We start from the raw sequence: 26,208 nt of genomic DNA on the forward strand, positions 1-26,208 counted from the left end.
CGCCAGGAGTCACATCATGGGTCATCTCACCATCAAACACGTCCGCGCTTTTGTACTGCGAGGGGGCGGCGCCGATTACCACGACCAGGCCGATGGGCATTGGATCGACGACCATATTTCCACGCCGATGAGCAAGTACCCCGAGTACCGCCAGAGCCGCCGCAGCTTTGGCATCAACGTGCTCGGCACCCTGGTGGTGGAGATCGAAGCCAGCGATGGCACCGTCGGTTTCGCTGTGACCACTGGCGGTGAACCGGCGGCTTACATTGTCGAGAAACACCTGGCGCGCTTTCTCGAAGGCGCCCGCGTCACCGACATCGAAAAAATCTGGGACCAGATGTACCAGTCCACCCTGTATTACGGGCGTAAGGGCCTGGTGATCAACACGATTTCCGGCGTCGACCTGGCGTTGTGGGACCTGCTCGGCAAAATCCGCCAGGAACCCGTGCACCAACTGCTCGGCGGCGCGGTGCGTGATGAGTTGCAGTTCTACGCCACCGGCGCGCGCCCGGACCTCGCGCAGAAAATGGGTTTTATCGGCGGCAAAATGCCCCTGCACCACGGCCCCAGCGAAGGCGAAGAAGGCCTGCGCAAGAACCTCGAAGCGCTGGCGACCATGCGTGAACGGGTCGGCCCTGACTTCTGGCTGATGCTCGATTGCTGGATGAGCCTGGATTTGAACTACGCCACCAAGCTGGCGATCGGCGCCCATGAGCATGGCCTGAAGTGGATCGAAGAAGCGCTGTCCCCAGACGATTATTGGGGCTATGCCGCCCTGCGCAGCAACGTGCCCAAAGGCATGTTGGTGACCACCGGTGAACATGAAGCCACCCGCTGGGGTTTCCGCATGCTGCTGGAGATGGGTTGCTGCGACATCATCCAGCCCGACGTCGGTTGGTGCGGTGGCCTCACCGAACTGGTGAAAATCTCGGCGTTGGCGGATGCGCATAACGCAATGGTCGTGCCCCACGGTTCGTCGGTGTACAGCTATCACTTTGTCGCCACCCGCCATAACAGCCCATTCGCCGAGTTCCTGATGATGGCGCCCAAAGCGGATGAAGTGGTGCCGATGTTCCACCCGCAATTGTTGGGCGAACCGGTGCCGGTAAATGGCCGCATGCGCTTGTCGGCGTTGGACAAGCCGGGCTTTGGCGTTGACCTGAACCCGGACTGCCAACTGCACCGTCCCTACAACCGCTGAGGAACCCGCCATGAACATGCCCCGCAATGGCTTCAAGGCCGCCCTCGCCAAGGACGCCACCCAATATGGCATCTGGGCCGGTTTCGCCACCGGCTACGCTGCCGAGATCGTCGCCAGCCTCGGATACGACTGGATGCTGATCGACGGCGAACATGCTCCCAACACGGTTCCGAGCGTCCTCAACCAGTTGCAGACGGTCGCGCCGTACAGCACCGCGCCCGTGGTGCGCGCCGTCAACAGTGACGCCAGCCTGATCAAGCAACTGCTCGATATCGGCGCCCAGACCTTGATGATCCCCATGGTCGAAACCGCCGAACAGGCCCAGGCCCTGGTGCGTGCCATGCGTTACCCGCCCCACGGCATCCGTGGCGTCGGCGGCGGTCTGACCCGCGCTACGCGCTGGGACGGCGTGGACAACTACCTGACCACCGCCCATGAGGAGTTGTGCCTGATCGTGCAGGTGGAGTCGCGCCTTGGCGTGGAAAACGTCGCCGCGATTGCCGCCGTAGAAGGCGTTGACGCTGTGTTCATCGGCCCCGCCGACCTGTCCATCGGCCTGGGTCACGCCGGCAACCCCGGCCACCCCGAGGTCCAGGAGCGCATCAAGCACGCCATCGGCGCCACCCTCGCCGCCGGCAAAGTCAGCGGCATCCTGGCGCCCAACGAAGACGATGCACGCCGCTATCAGGCCTGGGGTTGCCGCTTTATCGCGGTGGCCATCGACATCAGCCTGCTGCGCCAGAGTGCCCTGGCCACCCTTGCCCGCTATCGCCCTGCCGCCGAAACGAAAGCGCCTTCGCGTACTTATTGAGGAACTTGCCCATGTCATCCGTTCCCGTTTACCAGAATTTCATCAATGGCCGCTTCAGCTCCAGCGAAGCGCACATTGACGTGCTCAACCCGGCCACCGGCGCCTTGCTGTCGAAGGTGCCAGCGTCCACCGCCGCCGAGGTCGACCAGGCCCTGGCCGCCGCACGCCAGGCGCAAAAGACCTGGGCGCGCAAACCCGCCATCGAACGTGCCGGGCACCTGCGCCGCATCGCCGCCAAGCTGCGCGAGAACGTGGCGCACCTGGCGCGCACCATCACCCTGGAGCAAGGCAAAGTCAGTGGTTTGGCGGAGGTGGAAGTGAATTTCACCGCCGACTATCTCGACTACATGGCCGAGTGGGCACGACGCATCGAAGGCGAGATCATCACCAGCGACCGTCCCAATGAAAATATCTTCCTGTTCCGCAAGCCGTTGGGCGTGGTGGCCGGCATCCTGCCGTGGAATTTCCCGTTCTTCCTGATCGCGCGCAAAATGGCGCCGGCGCTGCTCACCGGCAACACCATCGTGATCAAGCCCAGCGAAGAAACCCCGAACAACTGCTTCGAGTTCGCCAAGCTCGTCGCCGAAACCGACCTGCCCGCCGGGGTGTTCAACGTGGTCTGCGGTGACGGCCGGGTCGGCGGCGCGCTCACGGCGCATACAGGCGTCGACATGATCAGCTTCACCGGCAGCGTGGCGACCGGCTCGCGGATCATGACAGCCGCCGCACCGAACATCACCAAGCTCAACCTGGAACTGGGCGGCAAGGCACCGGCCATCGTACTGGCAGATGCCGACCTGGAACTGGCGGTCAAAGCCATCCGCGATTCGCGCATCATCAACACCGGCCAGGTGTGCAACTGCGCCGAGCGGGTGTACGTGGAGCGCAAGGTTGCCGACCAGTTTATCGAACGCATCAGCGCAGCCATGTCCGCCACCCGCTATGGCGACCCTATCGCCCAGGCGGACGTGGAAATGGGCCCGCTGATCAACCGCCAGGGCCTGGACAGCGTCAACCGCAAAGTACGCACCGCCCTGAGCCAGGGCGCAACGTTGGTCAGCGGCGGGCAGATTGCCGACTTGGGTGCGGGTTTTCACTTCCAGCCGACGGTCTTGGCTGGATGCCGCGCCGACATGGAGATCATGCGCGAAGAGATCTTCGGTCCGGTGCTGCCCATCCAGATCGTCGACGACCTCGACGAAGCCATCGCCCTGGCCAACGATTGCGACTACGGCCTGACGTCGTCGATCTACACGCGCGACCTGGGCAAGGCCATGCACGCGGTGCGCGAAATCGACTTTGGTGAAACCTACGTCAACCGTGAGAACTTCGAGGCCATGCAGGGCTTCCATGCCGGCGTGCGCAAATCCGGCATTGGCGGTGCCGACGGCAAGCACGGCCTGTACGAATACACCCACACCCATGCGGTTTACCTGCAGAGCTGAGCTGGTTAATCGGGGCCGGGCGCGCTAGCGTGCTGGCCCCTCCGAATTTGCTTTTGATAAGGACTGCGTCATGCCCCTGACTTCCTACAGCGGCCCGATCATCGACAGCCATTTGCACCTGTTCGACCCACGTCGCCCCGAGGGCATTCCATGGCCTGAACCCGGTAACCGGCTGTACGCCGCGTACCTGCCGGCGGATTACTGGGCCCTGGCCGCGCCGCACAATGTGGTCGGCGCGATTGCCGTGGAGGCCAGCCCGTGGCGCGACGATAACCGCTGGCTGCTCGACACCCTGCGCAGCGAACCGCGCATGCTCGGCTTTGTCGGCAACCTCGACCCGCTGCACGCCGACTTCGCCAACGACCTCGACGCGTTGGCCAATGAGCCGCTGTTTCTCGGCCTGCGCTACGGCAATCTGTGGGATCGCGACCTGCTGCAAGACCAGGCGCGCCCTGGCTTTATCGACGGCCTGCGCCAACTTGCCGCCAGCGGCCGTGGCCTGGACAGCGCCAACCCAAATCCGCGTCTTGTCAAAGGCCTGTTGCAGTTGAGCGATAGGCTGCCCGAGCTGCGCATCATCATCGACCACCTGCCCAACGCCCAGGTGCCATCCGGCGAAGAGGCGGCCTATCACGCCGACCTCCTGCGCCTGGCCGAACGCCCGAATGTGTTCGCCAAACTGGCGGAGATTCCCCAGCTCGGCCCTCAAGGCTTGATCACCGACACGGCGTTCTACAACGATCGCTTGGCGGTGTTGTGGGAAGCCTTCGGCGAAGACCGCTGCTTCTTCGGCAGTGACTGGCCCAACAGCGATCACCTGGCGGATTTCGCCGCCACCTTGGGCCTGGTCAAGCGCTGCGTGGCCGGTAAACCCGAGGCGGTACAAGCCAAATTCTTCCTGCACAACGCGGTGCGTATCTACACGCCCAACCATGGAGCGCCGTGATGCAGACCCGTGCCTTTCGCATGAACCTCAACCCCGGCCAGGCCGATGAATACCGCAAGCGCCACGACGACATCTGGCCCGAACTGGCCCAGGCGCTGCTCGATGCGGGTGTGGTGGCTTACCGGATTTTCTTCGATGAACCGGGCAATGCGCTGTTCGCCGTGCTGACCCACGAAGACGTCCACGGCCTGGACGAGCTGCCCGGTACAGCACTGATGCAGCGCTGGTGGGCCTACATGCAGGACATCATGCCCAGCCACGCAGACGCCTCGCCGATCAGTGTTGACCTGCTGCCGATGTTCCAACTGACGCGCCCCTGATCCAACCGACGCACAACAACAATAAAAAGGATTCGACTACGTGGAAATCATTCTCCTTGGTGTGATTCTGCACTTTATCGGCGGCTTAGCTTCCGGCAGTTTCTACATCCCTTACAAGAAGGTCCGCGGCTGGGCCTGGGAAAGTTATTGGATCACCGGCGGCCTGGTGTCCTGGCTGATCGTGCCGCTGATCGCGGCGCAACTGACGGTGCCCGGTTGGGTGGAAATCCTGCGCAACGCAGACACCAGCACCCTGCTCTGGACCTACCTGTTCGGCGTGTTGTGGGGTATCGGCGGGCTGACATTTGGCCTGACCATGCGCTACCTCGGCTTGTCCTTGGGCATGTCTCTGATCATGGGCCTCACCTCGGCCCTCGGCGCATTGATGCCGGCGCTGTACCGCGACCTCTTCACCAGCGAAACCGAAGGTACGCTGACCTCGATGCTGGCTTCGCAAGGCGGGCATTGGGTGTTGTGGGGCGTGGCCGTATCGCTGGTCGGTATTGCAGTGTGCGGCAAGGCCGGGCTGATCAAGGAACGGGAAGTGTCCCAGGCGGTGAAGTTCGCCAGTGTCAGCGAATTCTCCCTGGGCAAGGGCATGCTGGTGGCGGTGATTTCCGGCGTACTGAGTGCGTGTTTCAGCTACGGCATTTCCGCCGGCCGACCGCTGGCCGCCGCTGCTGTAGAGCACGGCGCCAACAGCCTGTTCCAGAACAACGTGACCTTCATGGTGATCATGTGGGGCGGCCTCACCACCAACGGTATCTGGTGCCTGTGGCTGAACTGGCGCAACCGCACCTTCCATAACTACACCGACCGCAGCACCCCGCTGCTAGGCAACTATCTGTTGGTGGCGATTGCCGGCACCCTGTGGTTCCTGCAGTTTTTCTTCTACGGCATGGGCGAAAGCCGCCTGCAGAACGACGCCAGCTCCTGGGTACTGCACATGTCGTTCATCATCATCGTGTCCAACTGCTGGGGCCTGTATTTCCGTGAGTGGCACGGCACCAGTGCGGCCAACAAAGGCGTGCTGGTGGCGGGTATCGCGGTGATCCTCGGTGCGATCGCCATGGTCGGCTACGGCAATTATCTCGGCTGATGCCGCTTTTTTTTTGAAGGAGAGTTTTATGTTGCTTGCAGACAAAACCGTGATCATCACCGGCGCCTCCCGTGGCATCGGCCGCGCCGCCGCCCGTGAATGTGCGCGCCAGGGTGCCCGCGTGGTGATCGGCCATAGCGGCAGCGGCCAAGGCACCGAGGCAGCGCACTCGTTGATCGAAGAGATAAAGGCGTTCGGCGGTACAGCCATTGAAGTGGGCGGCGACGCGGCCGACCCGGACACCGGCGACAAACTGGTGGCCGGCGCAGTAAAAGCCTTCGGCAGCGTCGATGTGTTCGTCAACAACGCCGGCATCTGCCCGTTCCACTCGTTCCTCGACATGCCCCGCGAGGTCTACCTGAAAACCGTCAACACCAACCTCAATGGCGCCTACTTCGCCGTACAGGCAGCGGCCAACCAGATGAAAAACCAGGGTCGCGGCGGCGCGATTATCGCCGTCAGCTCCATCAGCGCCCTGGTCGGCGGCGGCATGCAGACCCATTACACACCCACCAAGGCCGGCCTGCATTCGTTGATGCAATCCTGCGCAATTGCCCTGGGGCCGTACGGCATTCGCTGCAACTCGGTACTGCCGGGCACCATCGCCACCGACATCAACAAGGACGACCTGGCCGATGAGGAAAAACTCGCCTACATGACCTCACGCACGCCGTTGGGTCGCCTGGGTGAGCCGGATGATGTGGCCGGGCCCATCGTATTCCTGGCCTCGGACATGGCGCGCTACGTAACCGGCGCGTCGTTGCTGGTGGATGGCGGGTTGTACGTAAACCTCCAGTAACACCCCGCTCCTCCAACCACCACAGTTCCAATGTGGGAGCGGGCTTGCTCGCGAATGCAGTGTGTCAGTCACCGGATTCATGCCTGAACCACCGCTTTCGCGAGCAAGCCCGCTCCCACAGGGGCCTCTGTGTGCCTGGAGTTCGAGTTCCACCCCAATAAAAACAACAATCCAAGGAGCTTTTCCATGCGCACCACCCTACCCCTGGCCCTGCTCTGCAGCGCCATGTCGACCTGCGCCTTCAGCGCCGGTTTACTGGACCCAAACTCCCCCGCCATGCTCGGCGACTGGAACGGCCTGCGCCCGCAACTGGCCGAGCAGGGCTATGACTTCACCCTCAAGTACGTCGGCGAAGTCGGCTCCAACCTCGGCGGTGGCTACAACTCGCATACCACGGCACGCTGGAGCGACCAGTTGATTCTCGGTGTGAACATGGACCTGCAAAAACTGCTCGGTTGGCAAGACGCTACCTTGCGCATCGGCATCGGCGAGCGTCATGGCAAGGACATCACCAACGACCGCGTGCACCAGCCCAACGCCACTGGACTGACCTCCACCATGGAAGTGTTCGGCGGTGGCAATGCCTGGCGGCTCTCGCAGTTCTGGTACGAGCAGAAATTCTTCGAGCGCAAATTCGCCTTGAAACTGGGGCGCTTCGGCCATGGCGAAGACTTCGATCAGTTCCCCTGCGAATTCCAGAACGTGACCCTGTGCGGTTCCCAGGAAGGCAACTGGAATGGCGTGTGGAACAGCTTCCCCATCAGTCAGTGGGCAGTGCGCGCCAAGTACCAGTTCTCCGACGAGTTTGCGGTACAGGTCGGAGCCTACGACAAGAACCCCGGCAACGCCGAAGCCAGCAATGGCTTCAAACCCTTCATCAGCGGCTCCCAAGGCACCAGTTTTCCCATCGAAGCCATCTGGAAGGGCCGGGTAGCTGGGCTGAACTCCGAATACCACCTGGGTTACTACTATGCCAATGCCGACACCAAGGACATGCTCAAGGACGCCGACGGCAACTTTGCCGCCAGCTCGCAAAAGCCCTATCGGATGTATTCCAGCAACGACGGCTGGTGGCTGTCGGGCCAGCAGCAGTTGACCACGGTCGACGGCAACAACAAGCGCGGGCTCAACCTGTTCGCGAACCTGACAATGAATGACCCGGACAAGAGCGTGATCAAAAACCTGATTCAGGTTGGCCTGATCTACCGTGGCCCGTTTGATTCCCGCCCAGACGACACTTTTGGTATTGGCGCGTCGAAATTGCAGGTCAGCGACCGCTATACCCGTAACACGCAGATGCTCAACGCCGCCAATGGCGTACCCGCCATTGATGACCCGCTGTACGTGCCCGAACAGCGCCGCGAGTACAGCTACGAGATCAACTACGGCGTGCAGGCGACTAAGTGGCTGATGGTGCGGCCCAACCTGCAATACGTGAAGTATCCCGGCGGGCTGACGCAAACCACCGGTGCGGTGGTCGGCGGCGTGCAGTTTATTGCCGACTTCTAGTCTTTCTCTGCATCAAACACCTGCCCGCGCCCCACTACGCTGGCAGGCTGGAGCAGCGCACCTGGCGCCAATACCGCATTGGCGCCGATCCGGCACTGGTCACCGAGCAGCGCACCAAACTTGTCGCAACCGGTGCGTTGCAATGCCCCGTCCACTCGTACCAACACTTCTTTGTCATCGCGCTCATTGCGGTAGTTGGCGACGATGCTCCCCGCTTCCAGGTTGATCCCCTGCCCCAGCACCGAATCACCGACAAAGTTGAAGTGCGCCAGCTTGCTGCCGCTGAACACGAAGGACGTCTTCAACTCGGCGCCGGGACCGATGATGCAGTGTTCATCCAGCCAGCAACCGCCACGCAGCAGTGAGCCGCTGGCGATAAAACAGTGCGCACCGATGATCAGTGGCGGCTTGAGCAAGGCACCCGCCTCGACCGTAGCGGTACGGTGAATGGCGATTTCATCCTGAATGAGGTACTCGTCGGCTCGCAGTTCGGCCAACAATTGGCGAACGATGGCCGGCGCCTGTGTGACCAGTGCCCAAGGCGCCAGGTCGGCCCACGGCGCAAGGCAGGATTGAGAGATCGGGGCGATGTAATCGGTAAGTCGGACCAACGTGTAATCCTCTAACGGTCAGAGAAGCCCGAAACGCTAACATGCACACACGAACCTTTACTATTTGTCTTGTTGTGGATATTTTATCTAGACAAGTCACTGAGGTCCGTTCCCCATGCATTTGCCGAGTTACCAAGACGTCATCGCCGCCGCCCAACGCCTGGAAGGCTTCGCCCACCACACGCCGGTATTCACCTCACGTACCCTCGACGCGCTGACCGGTGCCCAGGTGTTCATCAAGTGTGAAAACCTGCAAAGGGCTGGCTCATTCAAGTTTCGCGGTGCTTTCAACGCGTTGTCGCGCTTCGATGATCAGCAGCGCAAGGCCGGTGTGGTGGCGTTTTCCTCCGGCAACCACGCCCAAGGCATTGCCCTGGCGGCGCAGCTGCTGGGCATACCGGCGACCATCGTAATGCCCACCGATGCGCCGGCCGCCAAGGTCGCGGCCACCCGCGACTATGGCGCCCGCGTGGTGCTGTATGACCGTTTCACCGAAGACCGCGAGCAGATCGGCCGTAACCTGGCCACCGAACACGGCCTGACCCTGATCCCGCCCTATGACCATCCGCACATCCTTGCCGGGCAAGGCACCGCCGCCAAGGAACTGCTGGAGACCACCGGCCAGCTGGATGCCTTGTTCGTCGGCCTCGGCGGCGGCGGCATGCTCTCGGGCACCGCACTGAGTACCCGCGCCCTGGCGCCCGACTGCCTGCTGTATGGCGTCGAGCCCGAAGCCGGCAATGACGGCCAACGCTCGTTTCGCAGCGGCAGCATCGTGCATATCGACACACCGGCCACCATTGCCGATGGTGCGCAGACTCAACACTTGGGCGACTACACCTTCCCGATCATCCGCGATCAGGTGAACGACATCCTCACCGTGTCGGATGCCGAGTTGGTGGGGGCGATGAAGTTCTTCATGCAGCGCATGAAACTGGTGGTGGAGCCTACCGGCTGCCTGGGGTTGGCGGCATTGCTCAACGAAGGTGTCCGGTTCAAGGGCCAACGTGTGGGGATTATCGTCACCGGTGGCAACGTCGATATCCAGAAGTATGCCGCGCTGCTCAGCGAGGCCTCATGAAGATCATCCAGACGCCCAACGCCGCCAAGCCCGCCGGCCATTACTCGCAAGCCATCCGCCACGGCGACACGTTGTACATCTCCGGGCAATTGCCGGTCAGTCCGGATGGACAGCACAACCTGTCGGCGTCGTTTGCCGAACAGGCCCGGATAACCCTGAACAATCTGCTGGAGATCTTGAAAGCCGCCGGCGCTACGCCAGAGGATTTGGTGAAGGTCACGGTCTATGTGGCCGGCGTCGAACACTGGCCTGCATTCGATAGCGTGTACGCCGCCGCGCTGGGCGACCACCGCCCTGCCCGCGCGGTGGTACCGGTGCCCGAGTTGCATCACGGGTATCTGGTGGAGATTGAAGCCGTGGCGCGCTACTTGGCGTAGGTGTAGACCGCCGCGCGCGACACGCCTAAGTGGGACGCTACGGTTTCCATGGCCCGGCGAATATCCAGGCAGCCTGAGTCTTTGAGTTCCTGCATCAGCACACGCCGGTCCGCCGTCTTCAACGCACGCGGGGTGGTGGCCAGGCGGGCGGCGAACTGGTCGATACGCGCACGGATGACGTCGGCGCCGGAAGGGTCCAGGGATTCGATGAGCTTGTCGCCGCTGACCGAGCCGAACTGCTCCAGCATGCCTTGCAGGCCACGGAACAATGAGAGATCGACGTTCATGCACAAGGCCGCGACGTACTCGCCACCCACGCCCTTGATGCCAATCGAGGTGCTCTTGACCTGGCGACCGTCGCTGAACTGGTTCTGGTAATTGGCGATGACTTGCGGATAGTCCGGGTCGGCAATCCGCGCCAGGCCCAACTCGGTGGTCGGGTCTCCCGGTGCGCGACCGGACAGGTTGTTATGGATGGCCAGGATCGAGTGCTGCGGGTCGCGCAAGTCGTGCAGCACCACTTCGCAGAACGGGCTGAAGGTCTTGCTCAAGCCTTCGGCAATCTGTTCGAGCTGGCTGATCAGGTGAGTATCGTTGGGAGAGGTGTTTTTCATGCAAGACAACATATCCAGTCCTGGACAGGGCGTCAATTTGCGCACTGTCCCTCAATGTGGAGCCGCACCCGTGCACACGCCCGCCGCACTGATCGATAGCGTAAAAATGCAGCGCAATATCCAGCGCATGCAACAGCGCGCCAATACCTTGGGCGTGCAGTTACGTCCCCATGTCAAAACCCACAAGTGCGCCGAAGTGGTGGCTGCGCAAATCGCCGCGGGTGCCCGTGGCATCACCGTTTCGACGTTGAAAGAGGCCGAGTACTTTTTCGACCTGGGCATCCACGACATCCTCTACGCCGTGGCCATGGCCCCACACAAATTGCCCCAGGCCCTGGCGCTGCGTCGTCGGGGTTGCGCCTTGACGCTGATCACCGACAGCCTTGCCGGTGCCCGGGCCATTGTTGATTTTGGCCGCGAGCATGGCGAACGCTTTGCGGTGATGATCGAGATCGACTGCGACGGCCATCGCTCCGGGGTCAAGCCACACGACCCGCTGCTGCTGGACATCGCACGCCTGCTTGGCGACCGCCTCACCGGCGTGTTGACCCACGCGGGTGAAAGCTACGGCCTGGACACACCTGAAGCACTGCAAGCCATCGCGGAGCAGGAGCGTGCGCGGTGTGTCGAAGCGGCCGAACGCATTCGTGCCGCCGGGATGCTTTGCGCGCAGGTCAGCGTCGGTTCGACACCCACCGCGTTATCCGCCCTCCACCTGGACGGCGTGACCGAACTGCGCGCTGGGGTCTATGCCTTTTTCGACTTGGTGATGCACAACATTGGCGTGTGCCGCCTCGACGAACTGGCCTTGAGCGTGTTGACCACGGTGATCGGGCATCAACCGGAAAAAGGCTGGGTCATCACGGACTCGGGCTGGATGGCGATGAGTCGGGATCGCGGCACGCAATCGCAGAAACAGGACTTTGGTTACGGCCAGGTCTGCGATGAACGCGGTGAACCGATTGAGGGGCTGCTGTTGAGCAGCGCCAATCAGGAGCATGGGGTGGTGCAGTTCCAGGGCGGTGATGTGGATGTGATCGCACAATTCCCGCTGGGCACGCGCCTGCGTATTTTGCCCAACCATGCCTGTGCGACGGGGGCGCAGTTTGGCAGCTATCACGCGCTGTTGGAGGATGGCGGGATTCAGGACTGGCCACGCCTGCGTGGCTGGTAGGGAACCCTCTGTGGCGAGGGGGCTTGTCCCCCGTTGGAGTGCGCAGCGCTCCTGCTTTTTTTGGGGCCGCTGCGCAGCCCAACGGGGGACAAGCCCCCTCGCCACAGGTCTTGTGTACGCCCCTGATTTAACCCGCATCCTCCAGGATCAAGTCAGCGCCCTTCTCCGCCACCATCAACACCGCCGCATGGGTATTGCCCGACGTCACGTTGGGGAAGATCGACGCATCGACAATGCGCAGCCCTTCCAGCCCATGCACCTTCAAGCGCTTGTCCACCACTGAAACCTGCGGGTCCGAGCCCATGGCGCAGGAGCCGCACAGGTGGTAGATCGAGCCGCTGTTCTCACGGAAGTATTGCAGCATCTGCTCGTCGGTCTGCACCGCCGCGCCGGGTAGCACCTCGGCCACGGTGATGCCCTTGAGGGCCGGCGCCTGCATGATCTTGCGCATCAACCGACTGCCCTGGATCACCTCGTCGATGTCCTTCTGGGTGCTCAGGTAGTTGGGGTCGATCAAGGCCGCATCCCGTGGGTTTTTCGAGGCGATGCGGATGGTGCCCCGGCTGGTCGGCCGGCACGGGTTGAAGCACAGCAGGAAGCCGGAATACGGCTCGGGCTTGAGGCTGGCCTTGTTGTTTTTCGGGATCTGGTACGACAGCGGGTTGAAGTACAGCTGCAGGTTCGGGTCCTTCTGTTCGTCGTTACCACGAAAAAAGCCGCCGGCCTGGTTGACGCTCATCGCCAGCGCGCCCTTGCGGGTCAGCAGGTATTTCAAGCCAAGCTTGAGCTGGCCGAACAGCGAACTGAGTTCGTCATTCAGCGTCGGGATATTGGCCTTGTAGTAGTAGCTGGCGCACAGGTGGTCCTGCAGGTTTTCGCCCACTGCCGGCAGGTGCTTGACCAACGGGATGTTGTGTTCAGCCAGCAGGTGCTGGTCGGCCACACCGGACAGTTGCAGGATCTTCGGTGTGTCCACCGCGCCGGCACACAGGATCACTTCCCTGCGCGCCGAGAAGGTGCGCGTCACGCCATGCTGGGTGACGGCAATGCCCGTGGCGCGTTGCTGATCGTCGAACAGCACGCGATCCACCAACGCATGCAACTCCACCGTCAGATTGGAACGGCCGAGCGCCGGGTGCAGGTGCGCAAAGCTGCTGGAACAACGTTCACCGTTGCGCGTGTTGACGTCATACAAACCGGCGCCTTCGAAGTTCGGACCGTTGAAGTCGTCGCTGTGGGCATAGCCCAATTGCTCGCAGCCCTTGAGGAACACGTCGCAGATCGGATGGGTCTGGCCCTTCATCGGCGTGATGCTGATGGGGCCACTGCCGCCGTGGTACTCGGTGTCGCCCAGCGGGTGGTTTTCCAGCTTGCGGAAATACGGCAGTACGTCCGCAAAACCCCAGCCGTCGTTGCCGTTGGCGGCCCAGTCATTGAAGTCATGGGCCTGGCCGCGCACGTAGATCATGGCGTTGATCGAGCCCGATCCGCCCTGCACTTTGCCGCGCGGCGCGTAGATTTCGCGCCCGGCCAACTGCTTTTGTGGCTGGCTGTAGTACATCCAGTTGAAGGTCGGGTTGTAATACATCTTGGCGAAACCGACCGGGATCTTGAACCACCAGGAACTGTCCTTGCCGCCGGCTTCCAGCAGCAACACGGTGTGTTCGCCCGAGGCGGACAACCGGTTGGCCAGGATGCAGCCTGCGGCGCCAGCGCCGGCGATGATGTAGTCATATGTCATTCACGGTTACCGCATCAGTCGTTTTTTTTAGCCCTTGGCGGGCGAAGTGTCTTTCACGTCAGCCGGGGTCGGCGCCATTTGCAGGTGCAGGCGTTCCCCGGTGTACGGCGTGTGCTTGCGCACCACGTCCATGTTCAGTTCAACCCCCAGGCCCGGTTCGGTGGACGGGATGATGTAGCCGTCCTCCCATTGCAGCGGCTTGGTCAGCACTTGGGCATGGAAACCGCCCCAGGTCATGATGCTTTCCTGGATCAGGAAGTTCGGCGTGCACGTGGCCAGCTGAAAGCTCGCCGCTGCGCCAATCGGTCCGTTGTACAAATGCGGGGCGATTTGCGCGTAATAAGCCTCGGCCATGCTCGCGATTTTCTTCGCCTCCAGCAGCCCGCCGCAGCGCGCCACGTTCATCTGCAGGATCGACGCACCGCCGGCCTGCAGCAGCTTGAAGAACTCATACTTGGTGGTCAGCCGCTCGCCGGTGGCAATCGGGATACTGGTCTTGGCCGCGACCTGGGCCATGGCGTCTTCCTGGCCCGGTGGCACCGGTTCTTCAAACCACAGCGGGTCGTATTTCTCCAGACGCTTGGCCAGGCGGATCGCTGACGACGGCACCATCTGCCCGTGGGTGCCGAACAGCAGGTCGCACTTGTCGCCCACCGCTTCGCGGATCTTGCGGCAGAAGGTCTCGCAGCGCTCCAGCACCTCAAGGGATATCTGGTGGCCCGAATACGCGGTGTACGGGCCGGCCGGGTCGAACTTCACGGCGGTGAAGCCTTTGTTCATGTTCTCGATGGCGCACTCGGCGGCCAGGTCCGGGTCGTCGTAGTCGTACTCGCCCTGGCTGTTGACCGGGTACAGGTAGGTGTAGGAGCGCAGACGCTCGTTGACCTTGCCGCCGAGCAGCTCGTAGACCGGCTTGTTGGCGGCCTTGCCGATGATGTCCCAGCAAGCCATTTCCAGGCCGCTGACCACGCCCATCATGGTCAGGTCGGGACGCTGGGTAAAACCGCTGGAATAGGCCTGGCGGAAGAAACGCTCGATATGGTGCGGGTCGTGGTTGAGCAGGTAGCGCTCAAACACATCCTCGATGATCGGCAGCATGGCCTTGGGGCCGAAGGTGGCGGCGTAGATCTCGCCGACGCCTTCGATGCCACAGTCGGTCTTGAGCTTGACGAACAGCCAGTACATGCCACCGATGTGCGGCGGCGGGACAGCAACGATATGGGTTTCAAGGGCGACGATTTTCATCTCAGGCACCTGTCTGGTTGAATTTTTTACGGTTGATTCGGGCGCGCAGGGTCAGGGCCGCGAGGGTGCCGAGCACGCCGATGAAGGCGATGTAGCCGAAATACAGGTTGTAACCGGGCTTGCCTGGGTAGGTGTCGGTCAGGTAGCCGTTGATCAGCGGGATAAAGGTGTCCGGCAGGTAACCCACCACCGAGACAATGCCGATGGCCAGGCCGGTGATGCGCAGCGGAATGTCGCAGCTGTCGAGGATCGCCCAGTACAGGCCACGGATCGCGTAGGTCATCAACCCGATGAAGATCACCGTGCCGATCAGCAGGCCCAGGCTGTTGAAGGCCGGGAACACGATCAGCCCGACCATCGCCAGGGTCACCAGCGCCAGTGCGACGATCAGCACCGAAATATTCGAGAACTTGTCCCCCAGCCAGCCGCCGCCGATGCCACCGATGGGACGCATCCACAGCTTGATGGTGGTGATGGTGCCGGCCATCACGGCGGTCATGCCGCTGCCTTGCAGGTAGTCGGAGAAACTGTAGGTGGCCCAAAACATGTGGTAACCGCAAAACACGATGGCGGTCACCAGCCACAGCTCGGGGATTTTCACCAACGTGGCCAAGTCAGCGATGAGGTTGAACTTGCCCTTCTCCACCGCCGCTGTCTCGGCCATGGACTTGGGATCCTTGAGCAGCACCAGCACGCAGCCGATGGCGATACACACAAAGGAATACAGGTAGACCACGTGCTTGAAGCCCTCGGCCGCCGTCTCGCTGCGGGTTTCGGTGGCATAGGCGAACAGGCCCAGGGCCACAGTGGCCAACAGCGCCTCGACCAACCCGCGACCGCCATCGAGGATGCCGAAAAAACGGCCCTGCTCGGTGTGGTGCGCGATCATCTTCACGCGCTTGAGCACCGAGGCCCAGAACGTCAGGCCGGTGGTCAGGCCCCAGCAACCGAAAATGATCATCAGGCCGGTCATCGACGGCACCGTCGAATACCACAGGCCCAACCCACCGGTGGCAACCAGCGAGAAGAAGATCAGGAAGCGTGGCGGCAAGCGGTCGGCCAACCAGCCGCTGGGCAAGTAACTGAGCAGGAAGATCGTGCCGAGCATGGAATACAGATAGCCCAATTCGCTGTGGTTGATGTGGAATACGTCGAGCATGGTGGTCTGGTAGACCTGGCGCAGGTAGAGGATCGGGTAGATCGCTCCTGCGGCCAGTACCAGCAACATCAATTGGAAATAGCGACTGGCGGTGTCATTTGCCGCGGGCACGGCAACAGGAACCTGGGCAACGGGTGCAGGCTTGGACATCATTCGGACCTCAGGCACCCGATGCACGGGTGCCCCGATAATTGTTTTTATTAAAGGTGTCGCGGGTGTGCGTGGATCAGTACTTCATGACCACCAAGCGGGTCTGGGTGAACTCAAGCATCCCGTGCTTACCGTCATCGCCGCCCAGCCCTGAGCGTTTCCAGCCGGCGTGGAAGCCCTGGTACGGGTCCGCCGGTGTGCGATTGACGTACAACTCGCCGGCTTCGATGGCATTCGCCACTTTCATCGCCGTGCGGTAGTTCTCGGTGTAAAGCACCGACGACAGGCCGAACTGGTGGTCGTTGGCCATGGCCAGTGCTTCATCGATGTCGCGGTACTTGAGCACCGGCAGTACCGGGCCGAAGATTTCTTCCTGGATGATTTCCATGTCCTGGCGGCAGCCGCTGAGCAGAGTCGGCGGGTAGAAATGCCCTGGACCTTCAGGCAGCACGCCGCCCACTTCCAGTACAGCACCGGCAGCGACAGCGCGCTCGACCATGGCGTGGATATTCTGTTGCGAGCTGGCGTTGACCAACGGGCCCATCAGGCTCGCGTCGGTTGCGCGGTCGCCGAACTTCACGGCGCTGATCTTGCTTTTGAGCAGGGCCAGAAACGCGTCATAGATGCTTTCGTGCACATACACACGCTCCACCGCCGTGCACAGTTGGCCGCAGTGGGTGGTCTTGGAGGCAACAATGGCGCTGGCGGCTTTTTCCAGGTCCGCGTCGGCCTCGATGATCGCCGGGGTCTTGCCGCCCAACTCCAGCGAGGGCTTGGCGATGTTGGCCTTGCAGTAATCCAGCACAATGCGCCCAGCATTCACGCTGCCGGTAAGGGTAATCAGACCGACCGCCTTGTGGGTGCAGACACTGGCGGCAGTGGCATGGTCCATGGTCAGGATGTTGATCACACCGGCTGGAATCCCGGCCTTGACCACGGCCTTGGCGATTTCAAACGCCGACAGCGGCGTGTTGTTGCTCGGCCGCACCACCACGGTATTGCCTGCGATCAGCGCCGGGGCGATCTTGCGCAACAGGGTGTAGACCGGGTAGTTGAACGGGATCAGGCAAGCCACGACGCCAATCGGCTCGCGTTGCAGGAACAGGTTTTCGTCCGGGGTATCGCTGGGGATGATCTCGCCTTCGATCCGGCGTGCCCATTCGGCGTGGTAGCGGGTGATCTGCGCGGCGTAGCGCGCTTCGTTGCTGGCGTCACTGACGCTCTTGCCCGACTCGCTGGCCAGCGCCGTGCCGATGGCTTCAGCGCAGCTGTCCAGGGCATCGGCAAAGGCACGCAGGTGTTCGGCGCGTTCGATACTGGTGAGTTTGCCCCAGGTTTTCTGGGCGATGGCGGCGGCGTCGACGGCGGCAATCGCCTCCTCGGCGGTGGCAGCGCTGACGTGGCCGACCAGGGTTTCGGTGGCCGGGTTGTAGACGGCGATCAGTGCGTCACTGGCAGGTTCGACAAAGTGACCGTTGAAAAAATTGCGCTCGAGTTGCATGTGGTTCGCCCAACGTTGTTGTTATCCGAGTGACATGCAGTCTTGTCATCGGCCAGCCGTTGGACAAACGATTTATTGCGTGGGGTAACGTGCGAAAAACGCAGGTTAGTCGGTTTTTACCCTCAGAGCCCGCGTTGGCGCAGCCACTGCAGGAAGCCCTTCTTCACGGGTACCACGGGCGCCTCCTGGGTCAAGGCCTGCGCGGCGTGCAGGCGGAAATCCAGCAGGGTCTTCATGGCTTCGCTGATGTCGTGGCGCGCATCCAGGCACGGCTTCAAGTATTCCTTCTCGATGCGGTACAGGGTGCAGAAGGTCTTGGCCGAAAAATCCGCCAGTGCGGCCTGGTCCGACAGAATTCCCGCCTCGCCGATCACCTCCCCCGGCCCCATGCGCCCGGCTTCGAACTTGTGGCCGCCTTTGGTCAGCATCACCGAGATCACCCCGGACTCAACGATAAACAAATGATCGCTGACCTCCCCCGCCGGCAGGATCATGTCGCCGGCGCGGTAGGTGTGCAGGGTCATGTTCTGGCTGAAGGTATCTTTCTCTTCCTGGCGCAGGGTGGAGAAAATCGACGAACGCTCCAGCAATGCACGGGCGGCGGACATAGCCGCAGGCGCGCTGCTTTCCGTGGCCGAGAGCAAGCCGACACCCGCCGCTTGCAGGTGACGGAAGGCCAGGTCGTAAAGCTGGTTGCGCACCTCGCGCTTGAGGGCCATGGCCGGTACAAAACCGCTGATTTCATACTCGACGCCGCCACTGGCGGACGTTTTGAACGCCACACTCGGCGCCGGCTTGCCCAACAGCGGCCGGCAGCCTTGCATCGCCCGTTCCAGCGCCTCGATCACCGTTTGCGGGCGCGCATGGGGGCTGACTTGCAGGCTGACCGACAGGCCGAACATGTCCGCCGGGCGCGAGAAGTTGATGATCTTGGCCTTGGCCGCCAGGGAATTGGGGATCACTGCCAGGCTGCCCTGGGAGGTTTGCAGGCGCGTGGCGCGCCAGTCGATGTCGGTCACCCGGCCTTCGGTGCCGTCAATGGAGATCCAGTCATCGATCTGATACGGCTTGGTGGTGTTGAGCACGATCCCGGAAAACACATCGCTCAACGTGCTTTGCAGCGCCAGGCCGACAATGATCGCCACCGCGCCGGACGTAGCGAGCACACCCTTGACCGGCAGGTCAAGCACATAGGCCATGGCGGCGATGATTGCGATCAGGAAAATCACAGCGCCTACCAGGTCCTGCAACAGGCGCCCGGTGTGACCGACGCGCTGCATCATCACCGCGCCCAGCAATACCGTGAGAGTACGCGCCGCGAACAGCCACCAGCCGATCTGCAAGGCGGTGGCCGCGAGGTGCAAGGCGGTGTTGTCCGCATAGGGCGCCACTTGCATGGGGTTCATGCCGTCGTTGAACAGCACGGCGCTGTACACGGCAAAGATCGCCAACCGCGCCGCCAGCTTCCAGTTGGCGAGGTTGACGGAAATAAGGCGCCACACGGCGATGTCGATAAAGATCAGCGCCAGGGCGCACAGCATCGGGTGATCAGCGATAAATGAGGGCATCCAGGCGACTCCAGGGCGAATGCCGTGAAGATCGCATGAAATGGAAACGCTGGAAACAAAATGTGGGAGCTGGCTTGCCTGCGATGCAGACGCCTCGGTGTATGAGTGACACCGCGCTGATGCGATCGCAGGCAAGCCAGCTCCCACAGGGTTTTGCGGCGAGCTGTCAGATGTGCATCTGGCCGAATTTCCCGGACTGGAAATCAGCAAACGCCTGATGAATTTCCTGCTCGGTATTCATCACGAACGGCCCATGCCCGACGATGGGTTCGTCGATGGGTTCGCCACTGAGCAGCAACACCTTGGCGTCGTCATTGGCCTCCAGCGTCAGTTGGCGACCATCACGCTCAAACAGCGCCAACTGCCCTTGGCGCGCGACCTCCTCGCCATTGACCAAGACCGTGCCGCGCAGGATCACCAGGGCAGTGTTACGCCCTTCGTGCAGGTCCAATGTGACGGGTTTGCCGGCGTTGAGGCGCAAGTCCCACACGTCGATGGGCGTGAACGTACGCGCCGGGCCTTGGGTGCCAGCAAAGTCACCGGCAATCAGGCGCAGTTGCCCGGCACCGTCGGCCAGTGGCAGTACCGGAATGTCACCGTCGACAATCGTCTGGTAACCGGCGTCGGCCATTTTGTCCTTGGCCGGCAGGTTGACCCACAATTGCACCATCTCCAGCGCGCCGCCGCTGCGGGCAAAGGCTTCGGAGTGGAACTCTTCGTGGAGAATGCCTTTGGCGGCCGTCATCCATTGCACGTCGCCGGGCCCGATGGTGCCACCGGCGCCGGTGGAATCGCGGTGTTCGACTTCGCCATCGTAGACGATGGTCACCGTCTCAAAGCCGCGATGCGGGTGTTGGCCGACGCCGCGACGTTGTTCGGTCGGGGTGAAATCCGCTGGGCCGGCGTGGTCCAGCAGCAGGAATGGGCTGATGTGCTTACCCAGGGTGTCGTAGGAAAACAGCGTGCGCACCGGGAAACCGTCGCCGACCCAATGGCCGCGAGGGCTGGTGTAGATGCCGATAAGCTTTTTCATGGTGTACCTCCAAAGTGCCTACACCATAAGTCGGCTGGAGGTTGAGCACTAGCCGGCAAAAGCGGCCTGGATCGTCCTACGTATAGGACAATCCCTTGACTTGGCGCTGACGCAGCAGATTAAACGCGACAAAGGCCGTCAGCGCAAAACAGGCCTGGATAATGATCATCGGTGCGGCACTGCCATCGCGCAGTTGGCTCAGTAACACACCGCTGCAGGTGGCGCCGAACATCTGCGCAAACCCCATCAGGCCAGCTGCCAGACCGGCGCGGTGCGCGTTGGGCATGACGCCGCCGGTGACCGAGCCCGGCAACACCAGGCCGCCGCCCAGGGTGACCAATGCGATCGGAATATCCAGGCCGAGTACCGACAGGCCGAACAGCGCATAAATGACCAGCGCGGACACACCGCCAACGGCGACCATCGTCACGCCTATCGCCACAATCCGCTGCGGGCCCAGGCGCATGATGTTGCGTCGGGTGTAGGTGGAACCGACGATCAGCATCGACACGATCAGCCCGAAATTGATGCCGTACTCAAGAGCGCTGAAGCCCAGCAGGTTGATAAACACCGCCGAAGAACCGGCGATCACCGCAAACATCGCGCCGTAGGTGCACGCCAAGGCCACGGCGAACGCACGGTATTGGCGGCCCTTGAGCAGATCCAGGTACTGCCCGCCGAGGGTGCGCCAATGACCGGCCTTGGGATCGAGGAAGTGGTTGCTCTCGCGAAAGAACAGCAAGGCCAGCAGTAACACCACGCTGCCAATCACCAGCGCCAGGACGATCGGCGCGTGCCAGCCGAACAGTTTGATCAACAGGCCACCGACCATCGGTGCCACCACAATGGCGTAGAGCATGCCGATCATGGTCAGGGCCAGTGCGGGCCCCGCCTCGGCCTTCCACACATCCCGCACCACCGTGCGGGCGAGTACCAACGCGGCGCAGGCGCCCAGGCCTTGCAGCACGCGGGCGGCGATGAACTGGTGGATGTCGTGGACCAGCAGCATCGACAAGGTCGCCAGCACGTACAGCACCAGGCCGCCGATCAGCACCGGGCGCCGGCCAATGCGGTCCGACAGCGGGCCGAACAGCAACTGCCCAAGGCCGAAAGCCGCCACAAAGGCCGACAGCGCCATGAGTGCCGAACCGGCTGGCGCCGCGAGTGCCTGCTCGATGGCGCCGAGGCCGGGAATAATCAATTGGGTTGAAACCTCACCCAGTGCCGTCAGGGCCACCAGTAAAAACAACAGGTTTCGCGAGGGGACCGGGGAGTTTCTCATGAGGGGCATCCGGGGGGCTGGATTAATTTATATTTCGACCATAATATGCGTAAAAAATTATGTCCATAATTTTTTGCCCAATGGTTACCCCCCGGAGCCCGCCATGCACCCTCTTCCCTTGCGTCTTCTCACGCCCCTGGCCCTGTTGATCGTCCTCAACGGTTGCAACAGCAAGGCCGACACCGCCGCCGAAGTGCCTCAGCCACGCCCGGTCCTCGCCGCCAAAGTCGAAGCCGCCGGCACTCAGCAAAGCGCCTATACCGGCGTGGTCGCAGCACGTACCGAAAGCGACCTGGGTTTCCGGGTCGGCGGCAAGGTCATCGAACGCAAGGTCGACCCCGGCCAGCATGTTTCCCGTGGCGACACGCTGCTGGTGCTGGACATCGGCGACTTCGAACTGGCCCTGCGCTCGGCGAAAAACCGCGTCAACGCCGCCCAGGCCCAACTGCGCCAGCGCCGCGACGATGAAAACCGCTACCAGCGCCTGGCCAACACTGGCGCCGTGTCGCGGCAGATCTTCGACCAGTCCGCGACCAACCTGCGCGTCGCCGAAGCCGAGTTGGCCTCGGCGCAATCCGACGCCAGCCAGATCGAAAACCGTCGCACCTACTCCGTGCTCAAGGCCGATGGCGACGGCGTCATCACCGACGTGCGCGTGGATCGCGGCCAAGTGGTCGCCGAAGGGCAGATCGTTGCGCGCCTGGCCCATGACGGTGCCCGCGAAGCCATCGTCAACCTGCCAGAAAACCAGCGCGACCAAGCCTCACAGAAAGCCCTGGCCTTCCCCTTCGGCGCCCCGGACCAGGCGGTGACCGCCACGTTGCGCGAACTCTCTGCCAGCGCCGACCCAACCACCCGCACCTACCGCGCCCGCTACGTGCTGCACGGTGCCGTCGACCGCTTCGCCCTCGGTTCCACCATCACCGTACGCCTGCAAGGCAACGGCCAGGCCCAGCAAACCCGCGTGCCCATTGGCGCACTGCAGGACTCGGGACAAGGCACCGGCGTATGGCTGATCGGCGCGGACGACAAAGTCAGTTTCGCCCCGGTCAACGTCGCCAGCCTCGGCCAGGAAGACGCGCTGCTCAACAGTGGCGTTGTCCCCGGCCAGATCATCGTCGCCCTCGGCGCACACCTGTTGCACAGCGGTGACGCCGTGCGCCTGCTGCCCGCGCAAGTACTGGCCCTCAACCGCAAACAGGACAACTGAGCATGCGCGGTATCAACCTCTCGGAACTGGCGGTCAAGCATCGCGCGGTCACGTTGTTCCTGATCATCGCGATCCTGGCGGCAGGGATCTTCTCGTTCGGCAAGCTGGGTCGCGCCGAAGACCCGTCTTTCACCGTCAAAGTGATGACCATCACCGCCGCCTGGCCCGGCGCCACCGCCCAGGAGATGCAGGAACAGGTGGCCGACCGCCTGGAAAAACGCCTGCAGGAACTGGACTACTACGACCGCGTCGAGACCATCGCCCAGCCGGGGTTCGTGTCGATGCGCATGACCTACAAGGAGTCCACGCGCCCCAGCGAAATCCAGGACCTGTTCTACCAGACCCGCAAAAAGCTCAGTGATGAAGCTGCGAAGCTGCCCAAGGGCGTGATCGGACCATTCTTCAACGATGAATATTCCGATGTGTATTTCGCGCTGTACGCCCTGGAGGCCGAACACCTGCCCCATCGGCAACAGGTGCAGATGGCCGAAGACCTGCGCCAGGGTTTGCTCAACCTGCCGGGGGTGAAGAAGATCAATATCCTTGGCGAGCAAGCGCAACGGGTGTTTGTGGAGTTTTCCTACGAGCGCCTGGCAACCCTGGGCATCAAGCCGGATCAGATTTTTTCTGCATTGGCCGCACAAAACGCCGTGGCACCATCGGGCTTCGTCGAGACCGCCGGGGCCCGCGCCTACATCCGGATCGACGGTGCGTTCGACAGCCTGTCGCTGATCGAAAACGTGCCGCTGGAAGTCAATGGCCGCGTGTTGCGCATCGCCGACGTGGCCACGGTCAGCCGGGGTTATGAAGACCCGCCCAGCTACCGTATCCGCCATCAAGGCGATCCGGCATTGATGCTGGGCGTGATCATGGAGAAGCACTGGAACGGCCTCGAACTCGACAAGAGCCTCAAGGCCCAGGAAGCCAGGATCCAGGCCGACCTGCCGCTGGGCGTGAACTTCGCCAAGGTCTCCGACCAGGCGAAAAACATCAGCCTGGCGGTGAACGAATTCATGCTGAAATTCTTCGTCGCCCTCGCGGTGGTGATGGTCATCAGCCTGTTGGCCCTGGGCTTCCGTGTGGGCCTGGTGGTGGCGGCAGCGGTGCCGCTGACCTTGTCGGTGGTGTTTGTAATCATGCTGCTGACCGGGCGTGAATTCGACCGCATCACCCTCGGCGCGCTGATCATTTCCCTGGGTTTGCTGGTGGATGACGCGATCATCGCCATTGAAATGATGGTGGTGAAGCTTGAGGAAGGTTTCGACCGGATTCACGCCGCCACCTTTGCCTGGAGTTCCACGGCAGCACCGATGCTGACCGGCACGCTGGTCACCATCATCGGCTTTCTGCCGGTGGGCTTTGCCCGTTCCGGTGCCGGGGAATATGCCGGCAATATCTTCTGGATCGTCGGGTTTGCGCTGATCTCGTCCTGGCTGGTGGCCGTGGTGTTCACGCCGTATCTGGGGGTGAAACTGCTGCCGCAGATCAAGCCTGTGCCGGGCGGCCATGATGCAATCTATGCTGGGCGTTACTACCAGAAGCTGCGGGCATTGGTCGAAGCCTGTGTACGTGGGCGTTGGCTGGTCACCGGCTTGGTGGTGGCGGCGTTTGTGCTGTGCGTGCTGGGCATGAGCGTGGTGAAGAAGCAGTTCTTTCCCAACTCCGACCGATCCGAGTTGATTCTTGAGGTGTACATGCCGCCCGGCAGTGCCTTCAAAAGCACCGAAGCGGTGGCCGCGCAGCTGGAAAAAGCCCTGCTGCAAGAGCCGCAAACCACCCTGGTCGACACCTACGTGGGCGGCGGCGCACCGCGCTTCTTCCTGTCGCTGAACCCCGAACTGCCGGACCCGGCGTTTGCCAAGCTGGTCGTGCAGACCCCGGACTCCCACGCCCGCGACGCTTTGAAACTGCGCATGCGTGAACGCATTGCGGCCGGTGAGTTTCCTGCGGCGCGGGTGCGCGTGACGCAGTTGCTGTTCGGTCCGCCCGTGCCGTTCCCCGTGGTGTTCCGTGTGTCCGGCCCTGACGTGGACGTGTTGCGCGGGGTCTCCGAAGACGTGCGCAAAGTGGTCGCCGCCAACAAACTGACCAAGGACGCGTTCCTCGATTGGGGCGAGCGTACCAGCGGTTATCGCCTGGTGCTGGATCAAGACCGCCTGCGTTTGCTGGGTTTCACCCCCAACGAGGTCAAGTCCCAGCTCAATGCCTTGCTCAGCGGCAACCCGATCACCGAAGTGCGCGAGGGCAACCGCACCGTCTCCGTGGTCGCCCGCGCCCAGGGCAGCCAACGCGAAGACCTCGGCAACCTCAACAATATGACCCTGACCAACAGCGCCGGTACCTCAGTGCCATTGGCCCAGGTCGGGCATTTCCAGGCAGTGATGGAAGAGCCGATCCTCAAGCGCCGCAACCGCGCGACCACCGTGGAAGTGCGCGCCGATATCATCGACGGCGTACAACCGCCCGACGTGGAAATGGCCGTGTACAAAGACCTGCAACCGCTGATCGCCAAGCTGCCCGCCGGTTACCAGATCGACATCGGCGGCCCGGTGGAAGAAAGCGCCAAGGCCAACGTCGCCCTGGCCGCGCTGTTCCCGATCATGATCCTGCTGACCCTCACGGTGATCATGTTCCAGGTGCGCTCGTTCGGCGTGATGTTCATGGTCTTCGCCACGGCGCCGCTGGGCTTGATCGGCGCGGTGCCGACCTTGCTGCTGTTCAACCAGCCGTTCGGCTTCAACGCGATCCTGGGCTTGATCGGGATTGGCGGGATCCTGATGCGCAACACGCTGATCTTTACCGACCAGATCCGCCAGAACCAGGAGCACGGCATGGCGATTCGCGAAGCCATCGTCGAAGCCACGGTGCGCCGTGCACGGCCGGTGATCCTGACTGCACTGGCGGCGGCGCTGGCGTTTATTCCGCTGACCTTGTCGGTGTTCTGGTCGTCCCTCGCCTATGTGCTGATTGGTGGAGTGCTGGTGGGCACGCTGTTGACGCTGTTGTTTTTGCCGGCGCTGTGCAGTCTGGTGCTGGGGCGGGAGAAGACGAGGATTGTCGAAAAATCCCACGTAACTGCCGGATAAGCGCTACTCCCCTCCCCTGAAAAGGTCCGCAAAGTCCCTCGCCTGAATACACAGTGCGAGGGATTGCGGATGGATTTTCTTTTTAGTGCTTTGCCTTTTTGTGCGTCATCTGTGGGGAATCGGCGCCGATGACCCACCCTTCCCACATTGCCCTGATTGAATTTGAGCTGGATGGTTTCCATCAGAGCCTGGTGCTTTATCGCCAGCAGATGGACGCGTGGTATTCGCGTGCGCTGGATTCGGTGA

The 26,208-nt window shown here is 62.3% G+C and carries 22 protein-coding genes; 13 read left to right on the forward strand and 9 right to left on the reverse strand.

What is annotated here, in order from left to right; genetic code table 11:
• Nucleotides 1-16 precede the first annotated feature (16 nt).
• The 8 genes from rhmD to ACP7EW_RS24025 all read left to right on the forward strand — a co-directional run bounded on the left by rhmD (nt 17) and on the right by ACP7EW_RS24025 (nt 8,130).
• The gene (gene rhmD, locus ACP7EW_RS23990) at nt 17-1,201 is read left to right on the forward strand and encodes an L-rhamnonate dehydratase (protein ID WP_038844028.1); all 1,185 of its coding nucleotides are present in this window, start codon (nt 17-19) and stop codon (nt 1,199-1,201) included.
• Nucleotides 1,202-1,211: 10 nt separating this feature from the next.
• A complete protein-coding gene (locus ACP7EW_RS23995) occupies nt 1,212-2,012 on the forward strand; it encodes an HpcH/HpaI aldolase family protein (protein ID WP_426220261.1) in 801 nt (266 codons plus the stop codon).
• Nucleotides 2,013-2,023: 11 nt separating this feature from the next.
• Entirely contained in the window at nt 2,024-3,457 is a 1,434-nt protein-coding gene (aldA, locus tag ACP7EW_RS24000; protein WP_033901650.1) for an aldehyde dehydrogenase, read from the forward strand.
• Between the two features lie 70 nt (nt 3,458-3,527).
• Nucleotides 3,528-4,403: an amidohydrolase family protein gene (locus tag ACP7EW_RS24005; protein ID WP_426220264.1), complete on the forward strand. Its 876-nt coding sequence runs from the start codon at nt 3,528-3,530 to the stop codon at nt 4,401-4,403.
• Entirely contained in the window at nt 4,403-4,723 is a 321-nt protein-coding gene (gene rhaM / locus ACP7EW_RS24010; protein ID WP_426220266.1) for an L-rhamnose mutarotase, read from the forward strand. The genes ACP7EW_RS24005 and rhaM overlap by 1 nt, the downstream gene beginning before the upstream one ends.
• 40 nt (nt 4,724-4,763) lie before the next feature.
• A complete protein-coding gene (rhaT, locus tag ACP7EW_RS24015) occupies nt 4,764-5,822 on the forward strand; it encodes an L-rhamnose/proton symporter RhaT (protein ID WP_426220268.1) in 1,059 nt (352 codons plus the stop codon).
• A gap of 28 nt (nt 5,823-5,850) precedes the next feature.
• Nucleotides 5,851-6,621, forward strand: a complete 771-nt coding sequence (locus tag ACP7EW_RS24020) for an SDR family NAD(P)-dependent oxidoreductase (protein ID WP_038844039.1) — start codon at nt 5,851-5,853, stop codon at nt 6,619-6,621.
• A 186-nt stretch (nt 6,622-6,807) separates the two neighbouring features.
• On the forward strand, nt 6,808-8,130 hold the full coding sequence (locus tag ACP7EW_RS24025; RefSeq protein ID WP_426220270.1) for a carbohydrate porin: 1,323 nt from the start codon (nt 6,808-6,810) through the stop codon (nt 8,128-8,130).
• Here ACP7EW_RS24025 and ACP7EW_RS24030 read toward each other — a convergent pair.
• Nucleotides 8,127-8,741, reverse strand: coding sequence for an LpxA family transferase (locus ACP7EW_RS24030; protein WP_426220271.1), 615 nt, complete (start codon nt 8,739-8,741; stop codon nt 8,127-8,129). The two genes, ACP7EW_RS24025 and ACP7EW_RS24030, sit on opposite strands and share 4 nt — an antisense overlap.
• A 115-nt stretch (nt 8,742-8,856) precedes the next feature.
• Between ACP7EW_RS24030 and ACP7EW_RS24035 the strand changes: the two genes are divergently transcribed.
• Both ACP7EW_RS24035 and ACP7EW_RS24040 read left to right on the forward strand, forming a co-directional pair.
• Nucleotides 8,857-9,822 carry a threo-3-hydroxy-L-aspartate ammonia-lyase gene (locus ACP7EW_RS24035; RefSeq protein ID WP_426220273.1) on the forward strand — a complete coding sequence of 322 codons (966 nt, stop codon included), beginning with the start codon at nt 8,857-8,859 and terminating at the stop codon, nt 9,820-9,822.
• Nucleotides 9,819-10,199, forward strand: a complete 381-nt coding sequence (locus ACP7EW_RS24040) for a RidA family protein (protein ID WP_177053947.1) — start codon at nt 9,819-9,821, stop codon at nt 10,197-10,199. Before ACP7EW_RS24035 ends, ACP7EW_RS24040 begins: the two co-directional genes overlap by 4 nt.
• Here ACP7EW_RS24040 and ACP7EW_RS24045 read toward each other — a convergent pair.
• Nucleotides 10,187-10,813, reverse strand: coding sequence for a helix-turn-helix transcriptional regulator (locus tag ACP7EW_RS24045; protein ID WP_033901663.1), 627 nt, complete (start codon nt 10,811-10,813; stop codon nt 10,187-10,189). The genes ACP7EW_RS24040 and ACP7EW_RS24045 overlap by 13 nt on opposite strands.
• Before the next feature lie 70 nt (nt 10,814-10,883).
• On the opposite strand from ACP7EW_RS24045, the gene ACP7EW_RS24050 reads away from it, so the two are divergent.
• Nucleotides 10,884-11,987 (forward strand): DSD1 family PLP-dependent enzyme, encoded by a 1,104-nt coding sequence (locus ACP7EW_RS24050; RefSeq protein ID WP_426220276.1) that lies wholly within the window; start codon nt 10,884-10,886, stop codon nt 11,985-11,987.
• Between the two features lie 127 nt (nt 11,988-12,114).
• Here ACP7EW_RS24050 and ACP7EW_RS24055 read toward each other — a convergent pair whose 3' ends face one another.
• The 7 genes from ACP7EW_RS24055 to ACP7EW_RS24085 form a co-directional block, all read right to left on the reverse strand.
• Complete coding sequence (locus ACP7EW_RS24055; RefSeq protein ID WP_426220278.1) at nt 12,115-13,728, reverse strand: GMC family oxidoreductase; 1,614 nt, start codon at nt 13,726-13,728, stop codon at nt 12,115-12,117.
• 27 nt (nt 13,729-13,755) lie between these two features.
• On the reverse strand, nt 13,756-14,973 hold the full coding sequence (locus ACP7EW_RS24060; protein ID WP_016979588.1) for a mandelate racemase/muconate lactonizing enzyme family protein: 1,218 nt from the start codon (nt 14,971-14,973) through the stop codon (nt 13,756-13,758).
• 1 nt (nt 14,974) lies between these two features.
• Complete coding sequence (locus ACP7EW_RS24065) at nt 14,975-16,282, reverse strand: MFS transporter (protein ID WP_426220281.1); 1,308 nt, start codon at nt 16,280-16,282, stop codon at nt 14,975-14,977.
• Between the two features lie 76 nt (nt 16,283-16,358).
• A complete protein-coding gene (gene aldA, locus ACP7EW_RS24070; protein ID WP_033901672.1) occupies nt 16,359-17,783 on the reverse strand; it encodes an aldehyde dehydrogenase in 1,425 nt (474 codons plus the stop codon).
• A gap of 122 nt (nt 17,784-17,905) precedes the next feature.
• Entirely contained in the window at nt 17,906-19,351 is a 1,446-nt protein-coding gene (locus tag ACP7EW_RS24075) for a mechanosensitive ion channel family protein (protein WP_033901674.1), read from the reverse strand.
• A gap of 166 nt (nt 19,352-19,517) precedes the next feature.
• Complete coding sequence (locus ACP7EW_RS24080) at nt 19,518-20,384, reverse strand: pirin family protein (RefSeq protein WP_426220283.1); 867 nt, start codon at nt 20,382-20,384, stop codon at nt 19,518-19,520.
• A gap of 76 nt (nt 20,385-20,460) precedes the next feature.
• A complete protein-coding gene (locus ACP7EW_RS24085; RefSeq protein ID WP_426220285.1) occupies nt 20,461-21,666 on the reverse strand; it encodes a multidrug effflux MFS transporter in 1,206 nt (401 codons plus the stop codon).
• A gap of 103 nt (nt 21,667-21,769) precedes the next feature.
• On the opposite strand from ACP7EW_RS24085, the gene ACP7EW_RS24090 reads away from it, so the two are divergent.
• Together ACP7EW_RS24090 and ACP7EW_RS24095 are read left to right on the forward strand one after the other, a co-directional pair.
• Nucleotides 21,770-22,876 carry an efflux RND transporter periplasmic adaptor subunit gene (locus ACP7EW_RS24090; RefSeq protein ID WP_426220287.1) on the forward strand — a complete coding sequence of 369 codons (1,107 nt, stop codon included), beginning with the start codon at nt 21,770-21,772 and terminating at the stop codon, nt 22,874-22,876.
• Between the two features lie 2 nt (nt 22,877-22,878).
• A complete protein-coding gene (locus ACP7EW_RS24095; protein ID WP_426220289.1) occupies nt 22,879-25,962 on the forward strand; it encodes an efflux RND transporter permease subunit in 3,084 nt (1,027 codons plus the stop codon).
• The last annotated feature ends 246 nt before the right edge of the window (nt 25,963-26,208 follow it).

The sequence above is a fragment of the Pseudomonas sp. DWRC2-2 genome (assembly GCF_049897885.1).
Lineage (GTDB): Bacteria > Pseudomonadota > Gammaproteobacteria > Pseudomonadales > Pseudomonadaceae > Aquipseudomonas > Aquipseudomonas azotoformans_A.

Excerpts from the sequence above, each read along its gene's own strand:
- ACP7EW_RS24055 (WP_426220278.1), bottom strand. The coding sequence starts at position 13,728 with ATGACATATGACTACATCATCGCCGGCGCTGGCGCCGCAGGCTGCATC.
- ACP7EW_RS24065 (WP_426220281.1), bottom strand. The coding sequence starts at position 16,282 with ATGTCCAAGCCTGCACCCGTTGCCCAGGTTCCTGTTGCCGTGCCCGCG.
- ACP7EW_RS24075 (WP_033901674.1), bottom strand. The coding sequence starts at position 19,351 with ATGCCCTCATTTATCGCTGATCACCCGATGCTGTGCGCCCTGGCGCTG.
- ACP7EW_RS24025 (WP_426220270.1), top strand. The coding sequence starts at position 6,808 with ATGCGCACCACCCTACCCCTGGCCCTGCTCTGCAGCGCCATGTCGACC.
- ACP7EW_RS24080 (WP_426220283.1), bottom strand. The coding sequence starts at position 20,384 with ATGAAAAAGCTTATCGGCATCTACACCAGCCCTCGCGGCCATTGGGTC.
- aldA (WP_033901672.1), bottom strand. The coding sequence starts at position 17,783 with ATGCAACTCGAGCGCAATTTTTTCAACGGTCACTTTGTCGAACCTGCC.
- rhmD (WP_038844028.1), top strand. The coding sequence starts at position 17 with ATGGGTCATCTCACCATCAAACACGTCCGCGCTTTTGTACTGCGAGGG.
- ACP7EW_RS24085 (WP_426220285.1), bottom strand. The coding sequence starts at position 21,666 with ATGAGAAACTCCCCGGTCCCCTCGCGAAACCTGTTGTTTTTACTGGTG.
- ACP7EW_RS24090 (WP_426220287.1), top strand. The coding sequence starts at position 21,770 with ATGCACCCTCTTCCCTTGCGTCTTCTCACGCCCCTGGCCCTGTTGATC.
- ACP7EW_RS24020 (WP_038844039.1), top strand. The coding sequence starts at position 5,851 with ATGTTGCTTGCAGACAAAACCGTGATCATCACCGGCGCCTCCCGTGGC.
- ACP7EW_RS24095 (WP_426220289.1), top strand. The coding sequence starts at position 22,879 with ATGCGCGGTATCAACCTCTCGGAACTGGCGGTCAAGCATCGCGCGGTC.
- ACP7EW_RS23995 (WP_426220261.1), top strand. The coding sequence starts at position 1,212 with ATGAACATGCCCCGCAATGGCTTCAAGGCCGCCCTCGCCAAGGACGCC.
- aldA (WP_033901650.1), top strand. The coding sequence starts at position 2,024 with ATGTCATCCGTTCCCGTTTACCAGAATTTCATCAATGGCCGCTTCAGC.
- rhaM (WP_426220266.1), top strand. The coding sequence starts at position 4,403 with ATGCAGACCCGTGCCTTTCGCATGAACCTCAACCCCGGCCAGGCCGAT.
- ACP7EW_RS24005 (WP_426220264.1), top strand. The coding sequence starts at position 3,528 with ATGCCCCTGACTTCCTACAGCGGCCCGATCATCGACAGCCATTTGCAC.
- ACP7EW_RS24060 (WP_016979588.1), bottom strand. The coding sequence starts at position 14,973 with ATGAAAATCGTCGCCCTTGAAACCCATATCGTTGCTGTCCCGCCGCCG.
- ACP7EW_RS24045 (WP_033901663.1), bottom strand. The coding sequence starts at position 10,813 with ATGAAAAACACCTCTCCCAACGATACTCACCTGATCAGCCAGCTCGAA.
- ACP7EW_RS24035 (WP_426220273.1), top strand. The coding sequence starts at position 8,857 with ATGCATTTGCCGAGTTACCAAGACGTCATCGCCGCCGCCCAACGCCTG.
- ACP7EW_RS24040 (WP_177053947.1), top strand. The coding sequence starts at position 9,819 with ATGAAGATCATCCAGACGCCCAACGCCGCCAAGCCCGCCGGCCATTAC.